Source organism: Rhodocyclus tenuis (genome assembly GCF_014197755.1).
In the GTDB taxonomy this organism is placed as follows: domain Bacteria; phylum Pseudomonadota; class Gammaproteobacteria; order Burkholderiales; family Rhodocyclaceae; genus Rhodocyclus; species Rhodocyclus tenuis.
Genome location: NZ_JACIGE010000004.1, coordinates 49,038 through 66,774 on the forward strand (window position 1 = coordinate 49,038; position 17,737 = coordinate 66,774).

18 protein-coding genes are annotated in these 17,737 nt (G+C 63.3%); 11 read left to right on the forward strand and 7 right to left on the reverse strand.

Going from position 1 to position 17,737, the window contains the following annotated elements:
- Positions 1 to 2: 2 nt before the first annotated feature.
- The 3 genes from GGD90_RS06760 to GGD90_RS06770 all read right to left on the reverse strand — a co-directional run bounded on the left by GGD90_RS06760 (position 3) and on the right by GGD90_RS06770 (position 1,955).
- Complete coding sequence (locus tag GGD90_RS06760; RefSeq protein WP_200383941.1) at positions 3 to 782, reverse strand: MotA/TolQ/ExbB proton channel family protein; 780 nt, start codon at positions 780 to 782, stop codon at positions 3 to 5.
- A gap of 13 nt (positions 783 to 795) precedes the next feature.
- The gene (locus tag GGD90_RS06765; protein WP_228273653.1) at positions 796 to 1,416 is read right to left on the reverse strand and encodes an energy transducer TonB; all 621 of its coding nucleotides are present in this window, start codon (positions 1,414 to 1,416) and stop codon (positions 796 to 798) included.
- A 275-nt stretch (positions 1,417 to 1,691) separates the two neighbouring features.
- On the reverse strand, positions 1,692 to 1,955 hold the full coding sequence (locus tag GGD90_RS06770) for a hypothetical protein (RefSeq protein WP_153115514.1): 264 nt from the start codon (positions 1,953 to 1,955) through the stop codon (positions 1,692 to 1,694).
- A 343-nt stretch (positions 1,956 to 2,298) separates the two neighbouring features.
- On the opposite strand from GGD90_RS06770, the gene GGD90_RS06775 reads away from it, so the two are divergent.
- Entirely contained in the window at positions 2,299 to 3,561 is a 1,263-nt protein-coding gene (locus GGD90_RS06775; RefSeq protein ID WP_153115515.1) for a nitronate monooxygenase, read from the forward strand.
- Between the two features lie 60 nt (positions 3,562 to 3,621).
- A complete protein-coding gene (locus GGD90_RS06780) occupies positions 3,622 to 4,467 on the forward strand; it encodes a 23S rRNA (adenine(2030)-N(6))-methyltransferase RlmJ (protein ID WP_153115516.1) in 846 nt (281 codons plus the stop codon).
- 41 nt (positions 4,468 to 4,508) lie between these two features.
- Here GGD90_RS06780 and GGD90_RS06785 read toward each other — a convergent pair whose 3' ends face one another.
- The 3 genes from GGD90_RS06785 to GGD90_RS06795 form a co-directional block, all read right to left on the reverse strand.
- Positions 4,509 to 4,985 (reverse strand): nucleotide pyrophosphohydrolase, encoded by a 477-nt coding sequence (locus tag GGD90_RS06785; protein WP_233448528.1) that lies wholly within the window; start codon positions 4,983 to 4,985, stop codon positions 4,509 to 4,511.
- A 2-nt stretch (positions 4,986 to 4,987) separates the two neighbouring features.
- Entirely contained in the window at positions 4,988 to 5,977 is a 990-nt protein-coding gene (locus GGD90_RS06790) for an HpcH/HpaI aldolase/citrate lyase family protein (protein ID WP_153115518.1), read from the reverse strand.
- A gap of 185 nt (positions 5,978 to 6,162) precedes the next feature.
- The gene (locus tag GGD90_RS06795) at positions 6,163 to 7,149 is read right to left on the reverse strand and encodes a malate dehydrogenase (protein ID WP_153115519.1); all 987 of its coding nucleotides are present in this window, start codon (positions 7,147 to 7,149) and stop codon (positions 6,163 to 6,165) included.
- A 146-nt stretch (positions 7,150 to 7,295) separates the two neighbouring features.
- Between GGD90_RS06795 and GGD90_RS06800 the strand changes: the two genes are divergently transcribed.
- On the forward strand, positions 7,296 to 8,045 hold the full coding sequence (locus tag GGD90_RS06800; protein WP_153115520.1) for a GntR family transcriptional regulator: 750 nt from the start codon (positions 7,296 to 7,298) through the stop codon (positions 8,043 to 8,045).
- A gap of 90 nt (positions 8,046 to 8,135) precedes the next feature.
- Here GGD90_RS06800 and GGD90_RS06805 read toward each other — a convergent pair whose 3' ends face one another.
- Positions 8,136 to 8,303 carry a hypothetical protein gene (locus GGD90_RS06805; protein WP_153115521.1) on the reverse strand — a complete coding sequence of 56 codons (168 nt, stop codon included), beginning with the start codon at positions 8,301 to 8,303 and terminating at the stop codon, positions 8,136 to 8,138.
- 267 nt (positions 8,304 to 8,570) lie between these two features.
- Here GGD90_RS06805 and sdhC point away from each other — a divergent pair, with 267 nt between their 5' ends.
- The 8 genes from sdhC to odhB all read left to right on the forward strand — a co-directional run bounded on the left by sdhC (position 8,571) and on the right by odhB (position 17,724).
- Positions 8,571 to 8,963 carry a succinate dehydrogenase, cytochrome b556 subunit gene (gene sdhC, locus GGD90_RS06810; protein WP_153115522.1) on the forward strand — a complete coding sequence of 131 codons (393 nt, stop codon included), beginning with the start codon at positions 8,571 to 8,573 and terminating at the stop codon, positions 8,961 to 8,963.
- Positions 8,960 to 9,307, forward strand: a complete 348-nt coding sequence (sdhD, locus tag GGD90_RS06815) for a succinate dehydrogenase, hydrophobic membrane anchor protein (RefSeq protein ID WP_153115523.1) — start codon at positions 8,960 to 8,962, stop codon at positions 9,305 to 9,307. The genes sdhC and sdhD overlap by 4 nt, the downstream gene beginning before the upstream one ends.
- A complete protein-coding gene (gene sdhA / locus GGD90_RS06820; protein WP_153115524.1) occupies positions 9,308 to 11,104 on the forward strand; it encodes a succinate dehydrogenase flavoprotein subunit in 1,797 nt (598 codons plus the stop codon).
- Between the two features lie 25 nt (positions 11,105 to 11,129).
- Positions 11,130 to 11,843, forward strand: a complete 714-nt coding sequence (locus GGD90_RS06825; RefSeq protein ID WP_153115525.1) for a succinate dehydrogenase iron-sulfur subunit — start codon at positions 11,130 to 11,132, stop codon at positions 11,841 to 11,843.
- 13 nt (positions 11,844 to 11,856) lie between these two features.
- A complete protein-coding gene (locus GGD90_RS06830; RefSeq protein WP_153115526.1) occupies positions 11,857 to 12,114 on the forward strand; it encodes an FAD assembly factor SdhE in 258 nt (85 codons plus the stop codon).
- Positions 12,115 to 12,179: 65 nt separating this feature from the next.
- Positions 12,180 to 13,475 (forward strand): citrate synthase, encoded by a 1,296-nt coding sequence (gltA, locus tag GGD90_RS06835; RefSeq protein WP_153115527.1) that lies wholly within the window; start codon positions 12,180 to 12,182, stop codon positions 13,473 to 13,475.
- Positions 13,476 to 13,591: 116 nt separating this feature from the next.
- Complete coding sequence (locus tag GGD90_RS06840; protein ID WP_153115528.1) at positions 13,592 to 16,420, forward strand: 2-oxoglutarate dehydrogenase E1 component; 2,829 nt, start codon at positions 13,592 to 13,594, stop codon at positions 16,418 to 16,420.
- 104 nt (positions 16,421 to 16,524) lie between these two features.
- Entirely contained in the window at positions 16,525 to 17,724 is a 1,200-nt protein-coding gene (gene odhB / locus GGD90_RS06845; RefSeq protein WP_153115529.1) for a 2-oxoglutarate dehydrogenase complex dihydrolipoyllysine-residue succinyltransferase, read from the forward strand.
- Positions 17,725 to 17,737: the final 13 nt, after the last annotated feature.

The following is a 17,737-nucleotide window of genomic DNA, read 5'->3' on the forward strand; positions in this document are numbered from 1 at the left end:
TCCTAACGCAGCGCGAAGCTGGAATGGGCGGGATGGCTGGCGTCGCTGCGCGTCATGGCGATCACTTTCTCGCTGGTGGCGCGCGCGTCGGTCAGCATCGGCGAGGTCTTGACGCCGGTGGCCATGAAGGCGAACACGTCGTAGGCGAAGGCATTCAACTGCGCCAGCGTGTTGCGGTTGGCGCGGGCGAAGGCGTTGTAGGCGATGGCGGCGGGAATCGCTGTTGCCAGGCCGATGCCGGTCATGATCAGCGCCTCGCCGACCGGGCCGGCAACCTTGTCGAGCGTCCCCTGGCCGGAGACGCCGATGGCGATCAGCGCGTGGTAGATACCCCAGACGGTGCCAAACAGGCCGACGAAGGGCGCGCTTGAGGCGACCGTGGCGAGGAAGGTCTGGCCGAATTCGAGGCGGCTGCGGTCTTCGTCGATGGCGCGCTTCAACGCGCGGGTCAGCAGATCGTCGGGCGCGCCGGCCTCGATCAGGCTCGGCGCCTCGCCACCGATGTGGCGGCGTTTGTATTGTTCGATAGCGGTGAAGCCGTGGTGCACCAGATGCGCAAAGGGCTCGGTGGTGCCTTTTTCGCGGATGCGCGAAGCGACCGCTTCGAGGTTGGGCGCGTCCCAGAAGGCATTGATGAACGAGGCACTCTCGCGCTGCATGCGCAGGACGCGGACGCCCTTGCTGAAGATCAGGTACCAGGTGCCGATCGATGCCACCAGCAGCAAGCCGATCACCACGTAGGCAACGGCGTCGGCATTGTTGATGAAGTGGGCCAGGCCCATCGGGTTTTCCATATCAACCTCGCAAATTGAAAACGATAGGAACCAGCACCCAGGCGCCGACGCTGTCGTCGCCGCGGCGTGCGGCAACGAAGCTCCAGCGCCAGACGGCTTCCTGCGCGGCGGCATCGAGGCGCGCCGATCCGCTGCTGCTGTTCAGTTCGATCTGGGCCGGGCGGCCGGTGGCGTCGACGAAGACGCGCAGCATGACGCGGCCTTCCTCGCCCATACGTCGGGATAGCGCCGGATAGACCGGCGCCGGGTTGTGCAGATAGTCGGCGTCGAAGCGTGGCGGCGAGACCGCGGCGGCCTTGGCGCTGCTCGGCGCTGCGGCAGGTGCCGCCGGCTCGCTCGGCTTGCTGCTGTCGACCGTTGCGGTCGGCGCCTCCGTTTGCGCAGCGAGCATCGGCGCCTGCACGCGCGGCGGCTGCCGCGGCGTGACTGGCGCCGGTTTTGCCGTCGCTGGGGTCGGCGGTTTTTCCGCGGCTACCGGCTGCACTGCCGCCGGGATCAGGTCGACCGTAAGCGTTGCCATCGACGCTCTGATCGGTGTCACGTCGAGCGTCGCCAGCAAACCGAGCAGGGCGGCATGAGCGAGGGCAATGCCGATTACGCCGCGCCCGGAAATGCGCGGCATTGCCGGGTAGCTCGACCGTAGCCCGCATGCTGATCCAGAGCTTGAAACGGACATCTTGGCTTTCATTTAACGCGAACGAATCGCATTATAAATGAAACCGGTTCGCAATAATAGATTTCAGGCGCTATTGGACCTGAGTTTCGACTCGGCCGAGTACTTCAGTCGTGGTTTGCATTTGCGGCACAAGGCATCGCTGCCAGACCGCGAGGCAGATCGCAGCGATGTTGCCTCGGTAGCAGCGAGCGGCCGGACGCTGGTTCCGCTCTTTCGCCGTTTCAGTGACGCCGGCCGGGCGAACGTTTGTTCTCTTCGCAGTGAACTTCGCTCTCGGATTCCTGCGGGCCGTCGCCGGAGAGCATGCTGCAGCAGAGCAGTGCACAGATGAGGACGATCAGCGAAACGCCGGCGGCCGCGGGCTGGCCGACGACGATGAGAGTGATCGGCAAGACCGAGATGCCGCAGGCAAAAAAACCCGAAAGCTCGTCGGCACTGCGCCAGCCGAGCTGCTTGGCGAGTTGGCGGAGGAGGCGAATAGTCATGACTTCTCCTGATTTCCGGAACACCGTTCTGCCCGCGGTCTGCCGGTCCGGGGGGGGCGTGCGCCCTGCCTGCGCTGCTGCCATCAGTTGTCTCCCCGGGCGTTCTGCTTTGGCAGTGGGCGCGCGAGCCGCTTCTTTATAGCAGCTTCATTCTGTCCCGCCAGGCAGCAGCGGGAGGGGCAGGAAAACCGACGCGAAGAGCATTCGCTGCCGTAGGTTCAACGCCAGCCTGCGCGCGTTCCGCGCTATCATTCGCCCCCTGCGATCAATACAAATCATCAATGTCGGCTGGCCGCGAGGGGCGTGGTCAATGCGCGTTCGGTGATGAACGGGGAAGAGTGTTATGAAGCGTGTGGATGACTTCCGTCTGAAGCTTGGCGGCAAGGAACTGGTGCCGATCATGATCGGTGGCATGGGCGTTGATATCTCGACCGCCGAACTGGCGATCGAGGCGGCACGGCTGGGCGGGGTGGGCCACATTTCGGATGCGATGATCAAGACGGTCGCCGATCGTCGCTTCAACACCAAGTACATCAAGGAAAAGGCGCAGCTTTACAAGTTCAACCTCGACAATTCCGACAAGTCGATGATCCGTTTCGACCTCGGCCGCATCGCCGAGGCGACGCGCATGCACGTCGCCAGCACCATGGAAGCGAAGCGTGGCGATGGCATGATCTTCATCAACTGTATGGAAAAGCTGACGATGAACGCGCCGAAGGAGACGCTGCGCGTTCGCCTGCACGCGGCGCTCGACGCCGGCATCGACGGCATCACGCTGGCCGCCGGGCTACACATCGGCTCCTTCGCGCTGATGGAAGATCATCCGCGCTTCCGCGACGCCAAGCTCGGAATCATCGTTTCCTCGTTGCGCGCACTGATCCTGTTCCTGAAGAAGTCGGCGCGCACGCACCGCCTGCCCGATTTCATCGTCGTCGAAGGTCCGCTGGCTGGCGGCCACCTAGGTTTCGGTCTCGACTGGGCGAACTACGATCTGGCGAAAATCTTCACCGAAATCCGCGACTATCTGGCGGCCGAACAGCTCGACATTCCGCTGATCCCGGCCGGCGGCATCTTCACCGGCAGCGACGCGGCCTTCTTTCTCGAGAATGGCGCCGGCGCCGTGCAGGTGGCGACGCGGTTTACGGTGACCGAGGAGTGCGGCCTGCCGGAAGAGGCGCAGCAGGAATACTTCATGGCCAAGGAGGACCAGATCGTCGTGAACATGATTTCGCCGACCGGCTACCCGATGCGCATGCTCAGCAACAGCCCGGCGATCGGTTCGGGAATCCGGCCGCAGTGCGAGCCTTACGGTTATCTGCTCGACGGCAACGGTGGCTGTTCGTACATCGACGCGTGGAACCGCGAAAAGCTCGCGCATCCCGACGCGAAGAAATTCCAGGTCTTCGACAAGACCTGCCTATGCGTACACATGCGTAACTTCGACGTGTGGACCTGCGGCCATTACACGTACCGTCTCAAGGACACGACACATCAGCTGTCCGACGGCAGCTATCAGCAACTCACTGCCGAGCACGTGTTCAACGACTACCTCTACAGCACCGACAACAAGATTGCGTTGCCGGCCTTGCAGGAAGTCGAGGACTAGCGCTCCAGCACCTGCCGGTGCCCGGCGTCAAGACCGGCCCGGCGGTGCAAGCCGCCCACCATGCTTAGCTATCGTCACGCCTTCCACGCCGGCAACCATGCCGACGTGCTCAAGCACCTCGTCCTCGTCCAGCTGGTCGCCTATCTGGCGCAGAAGGACAAGCCCTTCTGGTATATCGACACGCACGCCGGTGCCGGCGCCTATGCGCTCGATTCCGGCCATGCGCAGAAGCTCGCCGAGTATCGCGAAGGTGTCGGTCTGCTCTGGCAACGCAAGGATCTGCCGGCGGCGGTGGCGGCCTATGTTGCCGAAGTGCGCCGTTTCAACGGTGAGGGCGCGCTGCGGCGTTATCCGGGGTCGCCGCTGATCGCCGCGCAGACGCTGCGCGAGCAGGACAAGCTGCGCCTGTTCGAGCTGCATCCGGCCGACTCACGCCACCTGCAGGCGACTTTCGCCGACGCCGGCAAGCGCGTCACGGTCGATGCCAGCGACGGTTTTGCGGCGTTGAAAGGCCTGCTGCCGCCGGCAACGCGACGTGCGCTGACGCTGATCGATCCGCCCTACGAGGAAAAGCGCGACTACGAACGCGTCGTCATCGCCTTGCGCGATGCGCTCGAGCGTTTCGCCACCGGCGTCTACGTCGTCTGGTATCCGCAACTGGCGCGACGCGAGGCGCAGGAGTTGCCGGATCGGCTGAAGCGCCTCGGTGCCAAATCCTGGCTGCATGCGACGCTGCGCGTGGCGACGCCGGCGGCGGATGGCTTCGGCATGCACGGCAGCGGCCTGTTCATCGTCAATCCGCCGTGGACGCTGCAGGCCAGCCTGCAGGAAACGCTGCCCTATCTCGCGCATGTGCTGGCGCACGATGCTGGCGCGGGTTTTACGCTCGAGTTGTCGGAAGACTGAGTTTTTACGGCGGCGCGGCGCCGGGCATCGCCTGCGCTTGCTCAGTTGGCATCGCTTGCCGCAGCCGACCTCGTCGCCGGAGCAGGACGGGTGCTGCTGCGCTCGTCGCCATCGCAGCCGCCATTGCCAGCCGGGCCCTCGGCAGCTCCTGCGGCGATTGCTGCGCGGATTTCGGTGTATTTGCGGCGTGAGCCGCGACTGAGTTCGACCGGATACTTCGCGGCGTTCTTGCGCAGTTTGGCGCGCGCCGCTGCGTCGAGATCGATACCGGCGCGATCGGCGATCAGCAGCAGGTAGAGCAGCACGTCGGCGCATTCGTCGGCGAGCGCTTCCCGCTTCCGGGCGTCGGTCTGCGGATCGGCAAGCGCTTCGACTTCGGCGTCGCTCTGCCATTGCGTCAGTTCGAGCAGTTCGCCGGCTTCGAGGTTGAGCGAGACGATCAGGTTGCGCAGGGTATGGAACTGCGCCCAGTCGCGCTCGTTGCGAAAGCGCAGGACGGCTTCGCTCAGTGCGCGCAAGCTCATTGCGGCGCGAAGAAACGTTGCCTGGCGAGTGCCGGCAGCGTCATGCCGGCGACCTGCGCACGTTCGAGCAATTCCCACCAGTAGCGGTACGAGGCACGGTCGTGCAGCTTGCCCTGATGGCGGACCGGTCCCCAGTCGGCATCCTGCGCGGCACAGAGGATTTCGCTCGCCGTCTCGACCGCGGAATAGTCGGGGCGCATCGCTTCGACGATCGGCACGATCTGGTTCGGGTGAATGCTCCACATGCGCAGAAAGCCGAAGGCGTTGCGCGCGCGTTCGGCGTCGGCGCGGATCAGCGCCAGGTCGGCGAGTTCGGTGGTGACGTTGTGCGCCGGCACGATGCCGTTGGCTAGCGCCGCTGCGGCGATCTCGCTCTTGGCGCGGACGATCAGCGGATGCTCGAACTGTCCCGGGCTGGTCATCGCGCTCGCCGGAATGGCGCCGCGGTGCGCGCTGACGAAGTCCATCAGGCCGAAATCAATCGATTCGACGCCCGGCAGCGCGGCGATTTCCCACACCTCGCGCAAGGCACCGTGCGTTTCGATCAGTACATGTACCGGAATGGAGCGGCCGGTGGCGTGACGGACTTCTGCCGCGCGCAGGGCGTCGATCTGCACCGAAACGTCGGCCACCCCGCGCGCTTTCGGCAGCGTCAGGAAAGCGAGACGCTGACCGGCCGCAGCGATCAGCAGCTCGATGTCTTCCTGCCAGTGCGCGTGCGTGATGTCGTGGATGCGTGCGCCGACACGGCCGTGACGATTCTCGTCCGAGGCGATCAGGGTGCCGGCCATGCGGGCATGCTCTGCCTCGGCGCCGGCGGCGGCGCCGTCCTCGCAGTCGCAGGTGACATCAAAGACCGGGCCGAACTGCTGCTGCAGGGCCAGCGCCTTGCGCATCAGCTTTTCGGAGCCGGCGTAATGGTCGACCGCCGGCAGGATCGGAAACGGCTTTTCGCCGGAGAAGAGAACGTCGTTCGGATGGCGCATGGTGGGGCTGACAGGGTGGTTGCAGGCGTGCGGCGAGTGAGCATTGTAGCCGCCCCGTCGCCATTGCGCGGATGCGGCGCGTCTTGGTCGAGGGCAGACTGCGCGGCGGCGTCGATGAGCACGCCAGTCAACGAAAAAGGGCCTCCTTGCGGCGGCCCCTTGCACTGCTGATGACGCCTGGGCGATCAGAGCATGCTGGCGACTGCGGCACGCTCGTCTTCGAGCTCCTTCAGCGTCAGGTTGATCTTGCCGCGCGAGTATTCATCGATTTCCAGACCCTGGATGATCTCGTACTTGCCACCGCTGCACTTGCACGGGAAGCCGAAGACGATGCCTTCTGGAATGCCGTAGGAGCCGTCGGAAGGAACACCGAGCGTGACCCATTCGTCGGAGCCGAGCACCCAGTCACGGATGTGGTCGATGGCGGCGTTGGCGGCCGAAGCGGCCGACGACAGGCCGCGCGCTTCGATGATGGCGGCGCCGCGCTTGCCGACGGTCGGCAGGAAAACGTCGTTGTTCCACACCGGATCGTTGATCAGCGCCTTGACGCTGTCGCCGTTCGAGGTGACGAAACGGTAGTCGGCGTACATCGACGGACTGTGGTTGCCCCAGACGACCAGTTGCTTGAGCGAGGAAACCGGACGGCCGGTCTTCTGCGCCAGTTGCGTCAGCGCGCGGTTGTGGTCGAGGCGCAGCATGCCGTGGTAGTTCGCCGGATTGGTGCGGCCGACCTTGATCGCCGCAGCGCGGGCGATGTAGGCATTGGTGTTGCACGGGTTGCCGACGACCAGCACCTTGACGTCTTCCTTGGCGTTTTCGGCGATGGCCTTGCCCTGGACGGTGAAGATGGCACCGTTGGCGGTGAGCAGGTCGGCACGTTCCATACCCTTGCTGCGCGGACGAGCACCGACCAGCAGGCAGACGTCGGCATCCTTGAAGGCAACGGCCGGGTCATCGGTGGTGAAGGCGCCAGCGAGCAGCGGGAAGGCACAGTCGTCGAGCTCCATGATCACGCCCTTGACGGCCTGTTGCGCCTGCGGCAGATCGAGCAGCTGGAGGATGACCGGCTGATCCTTGCCGAGCATTTCGCCGGAAGCGATGCGGAAGAGCAGGCTGTAACCGATTTGGCCGGCGGCGCCGGTAACGGCAACGCGCAGGGGGGCTTTTGACATGGTGCTGACTCCTGATGGAAAGCGACGGGTGAAAACGTTCATGTTAGGAGCGATGGACAGAATCTGTCAATTCTGGGCGCCTGGTCTTATATAAGACATCAGTAATAGGATAGACGTCTGCCACAAATTGTGCTGAAATTGAACCCATGAACCGTCCGCCGCCGCGACCCGCGTCGCCATCGCCAACCTTCAGTCCGCTCTACCGGCAGATCAAGGATCTGATCCTCGCCAGCCTTGAAGCGGGTGAGTGGGGCCCCGGTGACGCCATTCCCAGCGAGTCGGAACTGGCGCAGCGCTTCGGCGTCAGTCAGGGGACGGTGCGCAAGGCGATTGACGAGATGGCCGCCGACAATCTGCTGGTGCGCCGTCAGGGCAAGGGCACTTTCGTCGCCACGCACAACGATCCGCGCTCCTTCTTCCGTTTCCTGCGGCTTGCCGCCAACGATGGCGATCTGCCGCCTTCGCGCAGCGTGCCGCTCGAATGCTGGCGCGCACGCGCCGGTGCCGATGTCGCGCGCACGCTGGGCCTTGAGCCGGGGGCGTCGATCATCATCTTGCGCCGCGTGCTCTATTTTGGCGACAAGCCGGTCGTCTTCGACGAACTGTATCTGCCGGCCGAACTGTTTCCCGATTTTTCGATGGACGTGCTCAACGCCAATGACGAGTCGCTCTACAGCCTGTTCGAGGGACGTTACGGCGTGCGCATGATCCGTGCTGACGAGCGTCTGCGCGCGGTTTCGGCCGATCGGGTTAGCGCTGCGGCCTTGTCGGTTGCCGAAGGCTCGCCCTTGCTGCTGGTCGAGCGCGTGGCCTTCACCTATGGCGACAAGCCGGTTGAATGGCGGCGCGGTTTCTACTCGACCGAAAATCACCATTATCACAATGAACTTGGCTGAGCCTGTGCCGGAAAGGCGCTGGCCGGCCGCGTTCGAGGAGGACCGGGACCGTTTGAATCGTCTATAATCGAGGCCCGCAGCATCCGTTTATCAGGCCCCCTCGATCTTTGTTTTTCTCCGGATGGTTTTCATCATGCCGTCCGTTGCATTGGCAATTTTCAGGTTGTCCGGGGGGGCGAGTGAGGCCGACGTGAGGCGCTTCAGAGATGCGCCGATGGTTGGCCTTTTTGTCTTCTGGCGTTTGTTTCCTGCTGCCACCAGGGGCGTCGTTGCGCACAAGAATGGACTGTCCGCTGGCAGTTCAATTCTCGTCAGGCGACAGGCTGGAAGCGGCTGCTGTGGATGCGCTGCACTTCCGCGTTGCTGATGCGGGTTGCAGTGGTGGTGCGCTGCTATATGGCCGGCGCACTTTGGGGGTTTGGGTGGCAAGGGTGTTAAGTGCCCGCCTTGATTGACTCAGGCAGGCCGGGATTCACCTGCGCTTGGTCGTAATGAAGCGACCGCGTAATTCGAGGAATGATCTTCATGGCTGATACCGCTATCAGAACGAAAAAACGTCCGAAGAATCTGGACATCATGTCGATCCGGCTCCCGCTTCCCGGGGTGCTGTCGATCATCCACCGGCTTACCGGCGCCGCCTTGTTCATTTTGTTGCCGGTCTTCCTCTGGTTGTTCGAGCGGAGTCTGGCGACACCGGAAACCTTTGCCGAGGTCAAGGCGCTCGGCAATCACCTGATCGTGAGGCTGATCCTGCTCGGCTTCATCTGGTTTTACATCCAGCATTTCCTCACCGGCCTGCGTTATCTGCTGATCGACCTGCACAAGGGTGTCGAGCTTGAGGCGGCCCGCTTCTCCACCAAGGTGGTGTTTGCTGCCAGCACAACGCTGATGCTGGTGATCGGAGCGTTCATCCTATGATCAAACGTAAACTCGTTGGCGCCCACTACGGATTCGGCGACTGGCTGCTGCAGCGCGGTACGGCGCTGGTGATGGCGCTCTACGCCACGCTCATTCTCGTCATCATGGCGGTGGTGCAGCCGTCGACCTATCTCGAATGGCGCGGCATTTTCGACAACCGCGTCATGGCCTTCCTGACCTTCATCTATCTGGTCGCGCTGTTCTGGCACGCCTGGATCGGTGTGCGCGACATCTGGCTGGACTACGTCAAGAACACCGGGGTGCGCCTGCTGCTGCTGATGGCGACGCTGGCCGTGACCATCGGCTACACCGGCTGGGCCGTGCAGATTCTGTGGAGAGTGTAAGTGAGCTATTCGAATATTGCGGTACGCAAGTTTGATGCGGTGATCGTCGGTGCCGGTGGCGCCGGCCTGCGCGCCGCCATCCAGTTGTCAGAGTCCGGCCTCAAGGTGGCGGTGCTGTCGAAGGTGTTTCCGACGCGCTCGCACACCGTTGCGGCGCAAGGCGGTGTTTCGGCGTCGCTCGGCAATTCCGAGCCCGATCACTGGACCTGGCACATGTACGACACGGTCAAGGGATCCGACTGGCTCGGCGACCAGGACGCGATCGAGTTCATGTGCCGCAAGGCGCCGGAAGTCGTCGTCGAACTGGAACACTTCGGCATGCCCTTCGACCGTACTGACGAGGGCAAGATCTACCAGCGCCCGTTCGGCGGTCATATGTCGAACTTCGGCGAGAAGCCGGTGCGCCGCGCCTGTGCCGCCGCTGACCGCACCGGCCACGCCATGTTGCACGCGCTCTATCAGCGTAACGTGCGTGCGCGCACGCAGTTCTTCGTCGAATGGATGGCACTCGACCTGATCCGCGATGCTGAAGGCCACGTGCTCGGCGTCAGCGCGCTGGAAATGGAAACCGGCGAAGTCTCGATCTTCCACGCCAAGGCGACGATCTTCGCCACCGGCGGCGCCGGCCGCATCTTCGCCTCGTCGACCAATGCCTTCATCAACACCGGCGACGGTCTGGGCATGGCGGCGCGCGCCGGCATCCCGCTCGAGGACATGGAGTTCTGGCAGTTCCACCCGACCGGCGTCGCCGGTGCCGGCGTGCTGATCACCGAGGGCGTGCGTGGCGAAGGCGGTATTCTGCGCAACGCCTCCGGCGAGCGCTTCATGGAACGCTACGCGCCGAACGCCAAGGATCTCGCTTCGCGCGACGTCGTCTCGCGCGCGATGACCACCGAAATCAACGAAGGTCGTGGCTGTGGTCCGAACAAGGACTTCGTCCTGCTCGACATCACCCACCTGCCGCCGGAAACGATCATGAAGCGGCTTCCCGGCATCCGCGAGATCTCGATCCAGTTCGCCGGCGTCGACCCGATCAAGGCGCCGATTCCGGTGGTGCCGACCTGTCACTACCAGATGGGCGGCATCCCGACCAACTACAAGGGTCAGGTCGTCGTTCCCGTTGGCGACGAGCCGAACGTGCCGGTTCCCGGCTTCTACGCCGCCGGCGAGTGCGCCTGTGCTTCGGTGCACGGCGCCAACCGGCTTGGTACCAACTCGCTGCTCGATCTGCTGGTCTTCGGCAAGGCCTCCGGTGAAACGGTGGTCGAGGATCTCAAGCAGATGCCGGCCGAACATCGCTCGCTGCCGGCCGATGCCATCGAGCGCACGCGCGAGCGCCTCGAACGACTCGATGCGCGCAGCGGCGGCGAGAGCGAGTACGAGACGCGACTGGCGCTGCAGCGTGTGATGCAGGCGCATTGCGGCGTTTTCCGCTTCAAGGACAAGCTCGCCGAAGGCGTCGAGAAGATTCTCGAGGTCGAGCAGCGCGTCGGCAAGGTTGCGATCAAGGACAAGTCGAAGGTGTGGAACACCGCCCGGGTCGAAGCGCTGGAACTCGACAACCTGATCGAAGTGGCCAAGGCGACGATGATCTCGGCCAACGCCCGCCTCGAATCGCGCGGCGCCCACGTGCGCGATGACGCGCCGGATACCGCCGAGCGCCCGAACGGCCGCAACGATACGGAATGGCTGAAACACACCCTGTGGAGTCGCGACGGTAACAGCCTCGCCTACAAACCGGTGAAGCTCGAACCGCTGACCGTCGAATCCATCGCGCTGAAGACGCGATCCTACTGAATCGCGTCGCAAGGAGTTGATAAGAATGACGAACCGTACGCTCCAGTTCAAGATTTACCGCTACGATCCGGACCGCGACGACGCGCCGCGCATGCAGGATTACTCGGTCGAAGTGAACCCGGTGACCGACCGCAAGTTGCTCGACGTGCTGGTCAAGCTCAAGTCGCAGGACGATTCGCTGTCCTTCCGCCGCTCCTGCCGCGAAGGCATCTGTGGTTCCGACGCGATGAACATCAACGGCAAGAACGGTCTGGCCTGTCTGACCGAGGTGTCCACGCTGAAGTCGCCGGTGGTGCTGCGTCCCTTACCCGGCCTGCCGGTCATCCGCGACCTGATCGTCGACATGACCCAGTTCTTCAAGCAGTACCACTCGATCAAGCCTTACCTGATCAACGACACGCCGCCGCCCGAGCGCGAGCGTCTGCAGTCGCCGGAAGACCGCGAGGAACTCAACGGCCTCTACGAGTGCATTCTGTGCGCCTGCTGCTCGACCGCGTGCCCGTCGTTCTGGTGGAACCCTGACCGCTTCGTCGGTCCGGCCGGCCTGCTCAACGCGTATCGCTTCATCGCCGACACGCGTGACCAGGCAACCAGCGAGCGCCTTGACGACCTCAACGATCCTTACCGCCTGTTCCGTTGCCACACGATCATGAATTGCGTCGACGTCTGTCCGAAGGGGCTGAACCCGACCAAGGCGATCGGCAAGATCAAGGAACTGATGGTTCGGCGTGCGATCTGACGGGGCGCCGACCTTGCATCACGATGATTTGAACCGTTTGCGCTGGCGTTGCACGCGGCGGGCATTTCTTGAACTCGACCTTTTGCTGGGTGAATTTCTCGACCAGCGCTTTAATGGATTGACTGAAGAGCAGGCACGCGCCTTCGCCGTGCTTGCCGATCTGGACGACCATGAACTCTGGCCGCTGGTCAATGGCAGCCAGACGTGTGACGACCCGCAGCAGGCCGCCGTTCTGGCCATGCTGCGCGAGAGCCGGGAAAACCCGGCCTGAGGCGGAAGTGGAGACGACGCCGGCAGCAAACTCGTGAAATCATCCATCTCAACAGGGACCCAACCATGAGCACCGAACGCAAGGCAAGTCTGATCCTCGAAGGCAGCGCCCCCGTCGATTTCCCGATCCTCAAGCCGACGCACGGTAACGACTGCATCGACATCCGCACGCTGGGCGGCAAAACCGGCCTGTTTACTTACGATACCGGCTATCTGTCGACCGCCAGCTGCGCCTCGAAGATCACCTACATCGACGGCGACAAGGGCGAGCTGCTCTACCGCGGTTACCCGATCGAACAGCTTGCCGAGCAATGTAACTTCCTTGAAGTCGCCTATCTGCTGAAGAACGGCGAACTGCCCAATGTCGGGCAGAAGAACGGTTTCGAGAAGACGATCAAGAGCCACACGATGGTGCATGAGCAGCTGGTGAAGTTCTACCAGGGCTTCCGTCGTGACGCGCACCCGATGGCGGTGCTCGTCGGTGTCGTCGGCGCGCTGTCGGCGTTCTATCACGATGCGATGAACTTCTACGATGCCGAGCATCGCAGCATCAGCTTCAACCGCATCGTCGCCAAGATGCCGACGATCGTCGCCATGGCCTACAAGTACTCGATGGGCGAGCCCTTCATGTACCCGCGCAACGATCTGGATTACACCGCCAATTTCATGCACATGATGTTCGGCACGCCGTGCGAGAAGTACGAGCCGAATCCGGTGCTGGTGCGCGCGCTCGACATCATCTTCACGCTGCATGCCGACCACGAGCAGAACGCCTCGACCTCGACGGTGCGTCTGGCTGGTTCTTCGGGCGCCAACCCCTTCGCCTGCATCTCGGCCGGCATCGCCTGCCTGTGGGGGCCGGCACACGGTGGCGCCAACGAAGCCTGCCTGAACATGCTCGAGCAGATCGGCGACGTGTCGCGCGTCGGCGAGTACATCACCCGCGCCAAGGACAAGAACGACAGCTTCAAGCTGATGGGCTTCGGTCACCGCGTGTACAAGAACTTCGATCCGCGCGCCAAGTTGATGCGCAAGGTCTGCGGCGACGTGCTCAGCGAGCTCGGCCTGGAAAACGATCGTCTGTTCAAACTGGCGCTGGCGCTCGAGAAAATCGCGCTCGAAGACGATTATTTTGTCGACAAGAAACTTTATCCGAACGTCGATTTCTACTCCGGCATCGTGCAGAAGGCGCTCGGTATTCCGACCTCGATGTTCACCTGCATTTTCGCGCTGGCACGTACCGTCGGCTGGATGTCGCAGTGGGAAGAAATGCTGATCGATCCGGAATACAAGATCGGTCGGCCGCGTCAGCTGTACATTGGTGCTGCCCGTCGCGACGTCGTCAGTCTCGAACAGCGCTGAGTTTCAGATCCGGGGTGACGCAGGGCGCCCCGGATTTGTTTGCCACGTCGGCTGCTGCGCCGGCCGGCGTGGAGTTGCTTGCTCGCGCAGGCGTTTTCCGACTGCAGGTGTAACTCATGATGAAGCAGCTGTCAGGCAATTCCTACCTCTTCGGTGGCAATGCTCCGTTCGTCGAGGAGCTCTACGAGCGCTACCTCGACAACCCGGCGACCGTTCCAGAAGAATGGCGGGCGTATTTCGACCAGTTGGCGCAACAACCTGGCGCTGCCGCCCACGATGTTGCGCACACCCCGGTCATCAACGCCTTCGCCGATCTGGCCCGGCAGGGCGGTTACCGCAACGCTGCCGCAGCACCGGTCGATGACCGCAAGCAGGTCGGCATCCTGCAGCTGATCAATGCCTACCGCTTTCTCGGCGCACGCTGGGCCAATCTCGACCCGCTCAAGCGGCAGCCGCGCCCGGACATTCCGGAACTCGATCCGGCGCATCACGGCCTCGGCGACGCCGATCGCAACACCGTCTTCAACGCCGGCTCGTTCCGCGGCGTCGAGGAGCGTGCCAGTTTCGGCAAGATCATTGATGCGCTGCGCGAAACCTACTGTAGCTCGATCGGCGTCGAGTACATGTACATGAACAACATCGCCGAGAAGCGCTGGCTGCAGCAACGCCTCGAGCCGATTCACTCGCTCGGCGGTCATGCGCCCGAGCAGAAAAAGCGCTTTCTCGAACGTCTGACCGCCGCCGAGACCCTTGAGCGTTACCTGCACACCCGCTACGTCGGACAGAAACGTTTTTCGCTCGAGGGCGGCGAGTCGACGATCGTTGCCATGGACGAACTGGTGCGCGTCGCCGGTGCCGGCGGCGTCGACGAAATCGTCATCGGCATGGCACACCGCGGTCGCCTCAATGTGCTCGTCAATATCCTCGGCAAATCGCCGGCGATGCTGTTCGAGGAATTCGAAGGCAAAAAGGCGCAGGATCTGTCTTCCGGCGACGTCAAGTACCACATGGGTTACTCGTCGGACGTGTCGACACCGGGAGGGCCGTGCCGGTTGACGCTGGCGTTCAACCCCTCGCACCTCGAGATCGTCAATCCGGTGGTGGTTGGCGCCGTTTTCGCCCGCCAGTGCCGGCGCGGCAAAGTCGGGCGCGACAAGGTTTTGCCAGTGGTCATTCACGGCGATTCGGCCGTTGCCGGCCAGGGCGTCAACCAAGAAATGCTCAATTTCGCGCAGACGCGCGGCTATGGTGTCGGTGGCACGGTGCATCTGGTGGTCAATAACCAGATCGGTTTCACCACCTCCGACCCGCGCGACCTGCGTTCCTCGCTCTACTGTACCGACATCTTCAAGATGGCCGACGCGCCGATCTTCCACGTCAATGGCGACGATCCGGAAGCGGTGGCGCTGGTGACGCGCATCGCCATCGAGTTCCGCCAGACCTTCAAGAAGGACGTCGTCGTCGACATCGTCTGCTACCGCAAGCTCGGCCACAACGAACAGGACGAGCCGATGGTGACGCAGCCGCTGATGTACCGCAAGATTGCGGCACATCCCGGAACGCGCAAACTCTACGCCGACCGCCTCGCCGCCGAAGGTGTGGTGCCTGACGACGGACCCGAACGCATGATCCGCGATTACCGCGCCCACCTCGACCGCGGTGAACTGCTCTACAACCCGGTGATCGCCGGCTACAAGCATCCGCTGACCATCGACTGGGCGTCGTTCCTGCCGAAGAAGTACATCGAGAACGTCGATACGCGCGTTCCCGAAAGCGAGATCCGTCGACTTTCCGAGCGGCTGACGACGATTCCCGAGAACATGGTCCTGCACAACCGCGTCAAGAAGATCATCGACGACCGGCGCGCGATGGGTGAGGGCAGACAGCCATTCGACTGGGGCATGGGCGAAAACCTCGCCTACGCGACGCTGCTCGTCTCCGGTTACGGCGTGCGCATCTCGGGCGAGGACGTCGGTCGCGGTACCTTCTTCCACCGCCACGCGGCCTTGCACGACCAGAACCGCGAGAACCGCGAGGAAGGCATCTATTTTCCGCTTGAGCATCTGCAGGAGAAGCAGTCGCGCTTCCAGTGTTTCGATTCGGTGCTGTCGGAAGAAGCTGTGCTCGCTTTCGAATATGGCTACGCCAGTTCGACGCCTTTCGATCTGGTCGTCTGGGAAGCGCAGTTCGGCGACTTCGCCAACGGTGCGCAAGTGGTCATCGACCAGTTCATCGCTTCCGGTGAGACCAAGTGGGGACGCGCCTGCGGCCTGACGCTGCTGTTGCCGCATGGTTACGAAGGTCAGGGGCCCGAGCACTCGTCGGCGCGCATCGAGCGCTTCATGAACCTGTGCGCCGAAATGAACATGGAAGTCTGCCAGCCGACGACGCCGTCGCAGATCTTCCACCTGCTCCGTCGCCAGGCGGTCCGGCCGCAACGCAAGCCGCTGGTGGTGTTCTCGCCGAAATCGCTGCTGCGGCACAAGGACGCCGTGTCGACGATGGACGAGATGGTCAACGGCGAATTCCGCCGCGTCATTGGTGAAGTGGACGCGCTCGATCCGGCGGCGGTGACGCGCGTCGTGCTCTGCTCGGGCAAGGTCTATTACGAACTGATCGCCGCCCGGCGCGAACGCAAGATCGGCCACATCGCGATTGTTCGCCTCGAACAGCTCTATCCCTTCCCGGAAGATTCGTTCGCCGCCGAGATCGCGCGTTACCCGAACGCCAGCGAGATCGTCTGGTGCCAGGACGAGCCGCGCAACCAGGGCGCCTGGTACTGGATCGCCTCGCGCCAGCATCTGTCGGGTCCGCTCAGCGACAAGCAGCGCTTGCTGCTGGTATCGCGGCCGGCTTCGGCGTCGCCGGCAGTTGGCTATCTTGCCAAGCACAATGCCCAGCAGCGCGCGCTGATCGATTCGGCGCTCGGCGCAATCGACTATTGAGTCTTTACCGAACGAAAAGCGAATCCGTTTCTGAACATTTCCATGGACGCGCCCCGCGGGGCGCACTGCAATCCCCTCACCCCAGATAGCGTATCGGAGCGAGCATGATCATCGACGTCAAAGTTCCCCAGTTGTCCGAATCGGTCGCCGAAGCGACGCTCGTCGCCTGGCGCAAGAAGGCCGGCGAGGCCGTTGCCCGCGACGAAAACCTGATCGACATCGAAACCGACAAGGTTGTGCTTGAACTGCCGGCGCCGGCGGCGGGCGTTCTCGTCGAAGTCGTCAAGAATGACGGCGACACCGTCGTCTCCGGCGAACTGATCGCGCGCATCGATACCGAAGCGCAGGCTGCCCAAGCCGCGCCAGCGCCGGCCGCTGCCGCACCGGCGGCTAAAGCTGCTCCGGTAGCCGCTGCCGGTGCCGTTGCCATGCCGGCAGCGCGCAAGATTCTCGAAGAAAAGGGGCTCACGCCGGCCGACGTTCTCGGCAGCGGCCGTGGCGGTCGCGTCACCAAGGCCGACGCGCTTGCCGAGCCGGCCAAGCCGGCACCGGCGGCGGCGCCGGTGCGCGCTGAAATTGCCACGCCGGTCGTGCCCTCGGGCGATCGTCCCGAGCAGCGTGTGCCGATGTCACGCCTGCGCGCGCGCATTGCCGAGCGGTTGGTGCAGTCGAAGAACGAGAACGCGATCCTGACGACCTTCAACGAGGTCGACATGAGCCACATCATCGCGCTGCGCAAGCAGTACGGCGAGAAGTTCGAAAAGACGCATGGCGTGCGCCTCGGCTTCATGGGCTTCTTCGTAAAGGCGGCGGTCGCTGCGCTGCAGAAGTATCCGGTGCTCAACGCCTCGGTCGATGGCTCCGACATCGTCTATCACGGCTTCATCGACATCGGCATCGCCGTCAGCGCGCCGCGTGGACTGGTCGTGCCGATCCTGCGCGACGTCGACCAGATGAGCGTCGCCGACATCGAGAAGAAGATCGTCGAATACGGGCAGAAGGCCAAGGAAGGCAAGCTGACGCTGGAAGACCTCACCGGCGGCACCTTCTCGATCTCCAACGGCGGCGTCTTCGGTTCGATGCTGTCCACTCCGATCATCAACCCGCCGCAGTCGGCGATCCTCGGCATTCACGCCACCAAGGACCGGCCGGTGGTGGTCGACGGTCAGATCGTCATCCGCCCGATCAACTATCTGGCGCTGTCCTACGACCATCGCATCATCGACGGCCGCGAAGCGGTGCTCGCTCTGGTGGCGATGAAGGAAGCGCTCGAAGATCCGACCCGCCTGCTACTCGGCGTATAAGTCAGCACCTGCC

Bases quoted from the DNA above. Each gene is read 5' to 3' on its own strand.
- GGD90_RS06760 (WP_200383941.1), bottom strand. From the start codon at position 782: ATGGGCCTGGCCCACTTCATCAACAATGCCGACGCCGTTGCCTACGTG.
- GGD90_RS06765 (WP_228273653.1), bottom strand. From the start codon at position 1,416: ATGCCGCGCATTTCCGGGCGCGGCGTAATCGGCATTGCCCTCGCTCAT.
- GGD90_RS06770 (WP_153115514.1), bottom strand. From the start codon at position 1,955: ATGACTATTCGCCTCCTCCGCCAACTCGCCAAGCAGCTCGGCTGGCGC.
- GGD90_RS06775 (WP_153115515.1), top strand. From the start codon at position 2,299: ATGAAGCGTGTGGATGACTTCCGTCTGAAGCTTGGCGGCAAGGAACTG.
- GGD90_RS06780 (WP_153115516.1), top strand. From the start codon at position 3,622: ATGCTTAGCTATCGTCACGCCTTCCACGCCGGCAACCATGCCGACGTG.
- GGD90_RS06790 (WP_153115518.1), bottom strand. From the start codon at position 5,977: ATGCGCCATCCGAACGACGTTCTCTTCTCCGGCGAAAAGCCGTTTCCG.
- GGD90_RS06795 (WP_153115519.1), bottom strand. From the start codon at position 7,149: ATGTCAAAAGCCCCCCTGCGCGTTGCCGTTACCGGCGCCGCCGGCCAA.
- GGD90_RS06800 (WP_153115520.1), top strand. From the start codon at position 7,296: ATGAACCGTCCGCCGCCGCGACCCGCGTCGCCATCGCCAACCTTCAGT.
- sdhC (WP_153115522.1), top strand. From the start codon at position 8,571: ATGGCTGATACCGCTATCAGAACGAAAAAACGTCCGAAGAATCTGGAC.
- sdhD (WP_153115523.1), top strand. From the start codon at position 8,960: ATGATCAAACGTAAACTCGTTGGCGCCCACTACGGATTCGGCGACTGG.
- GGD90_RS06825 (WP_153115525.1), top strand. From the start codon at position 11,130: ATGACGAACCGTACGCTCCAGTTCAAGATTTACCGCTACGATCCGGAC.
- gltA (WP_153115527.1), top strand. From the start codon at position 12,180: ATGAGCACCGAACGCAAGGCAAGTCTGATCCTCGAAGGCAGCGCCCCC.
- GGD90_RS06840 (WP_153115528.1), top strand. From the start codon at position 13,592: ATGATGAAGCAGCTGTCAGGCAATTCCTACCTCTTCGGTGGCAATGCT.
- odhB (WP_153115529.1), top strand. From the start codon at position 16,525: ATGATCATCGACGTCAAAGTTCCCCAGTTGTCCGAATCGGTCGCCGAA.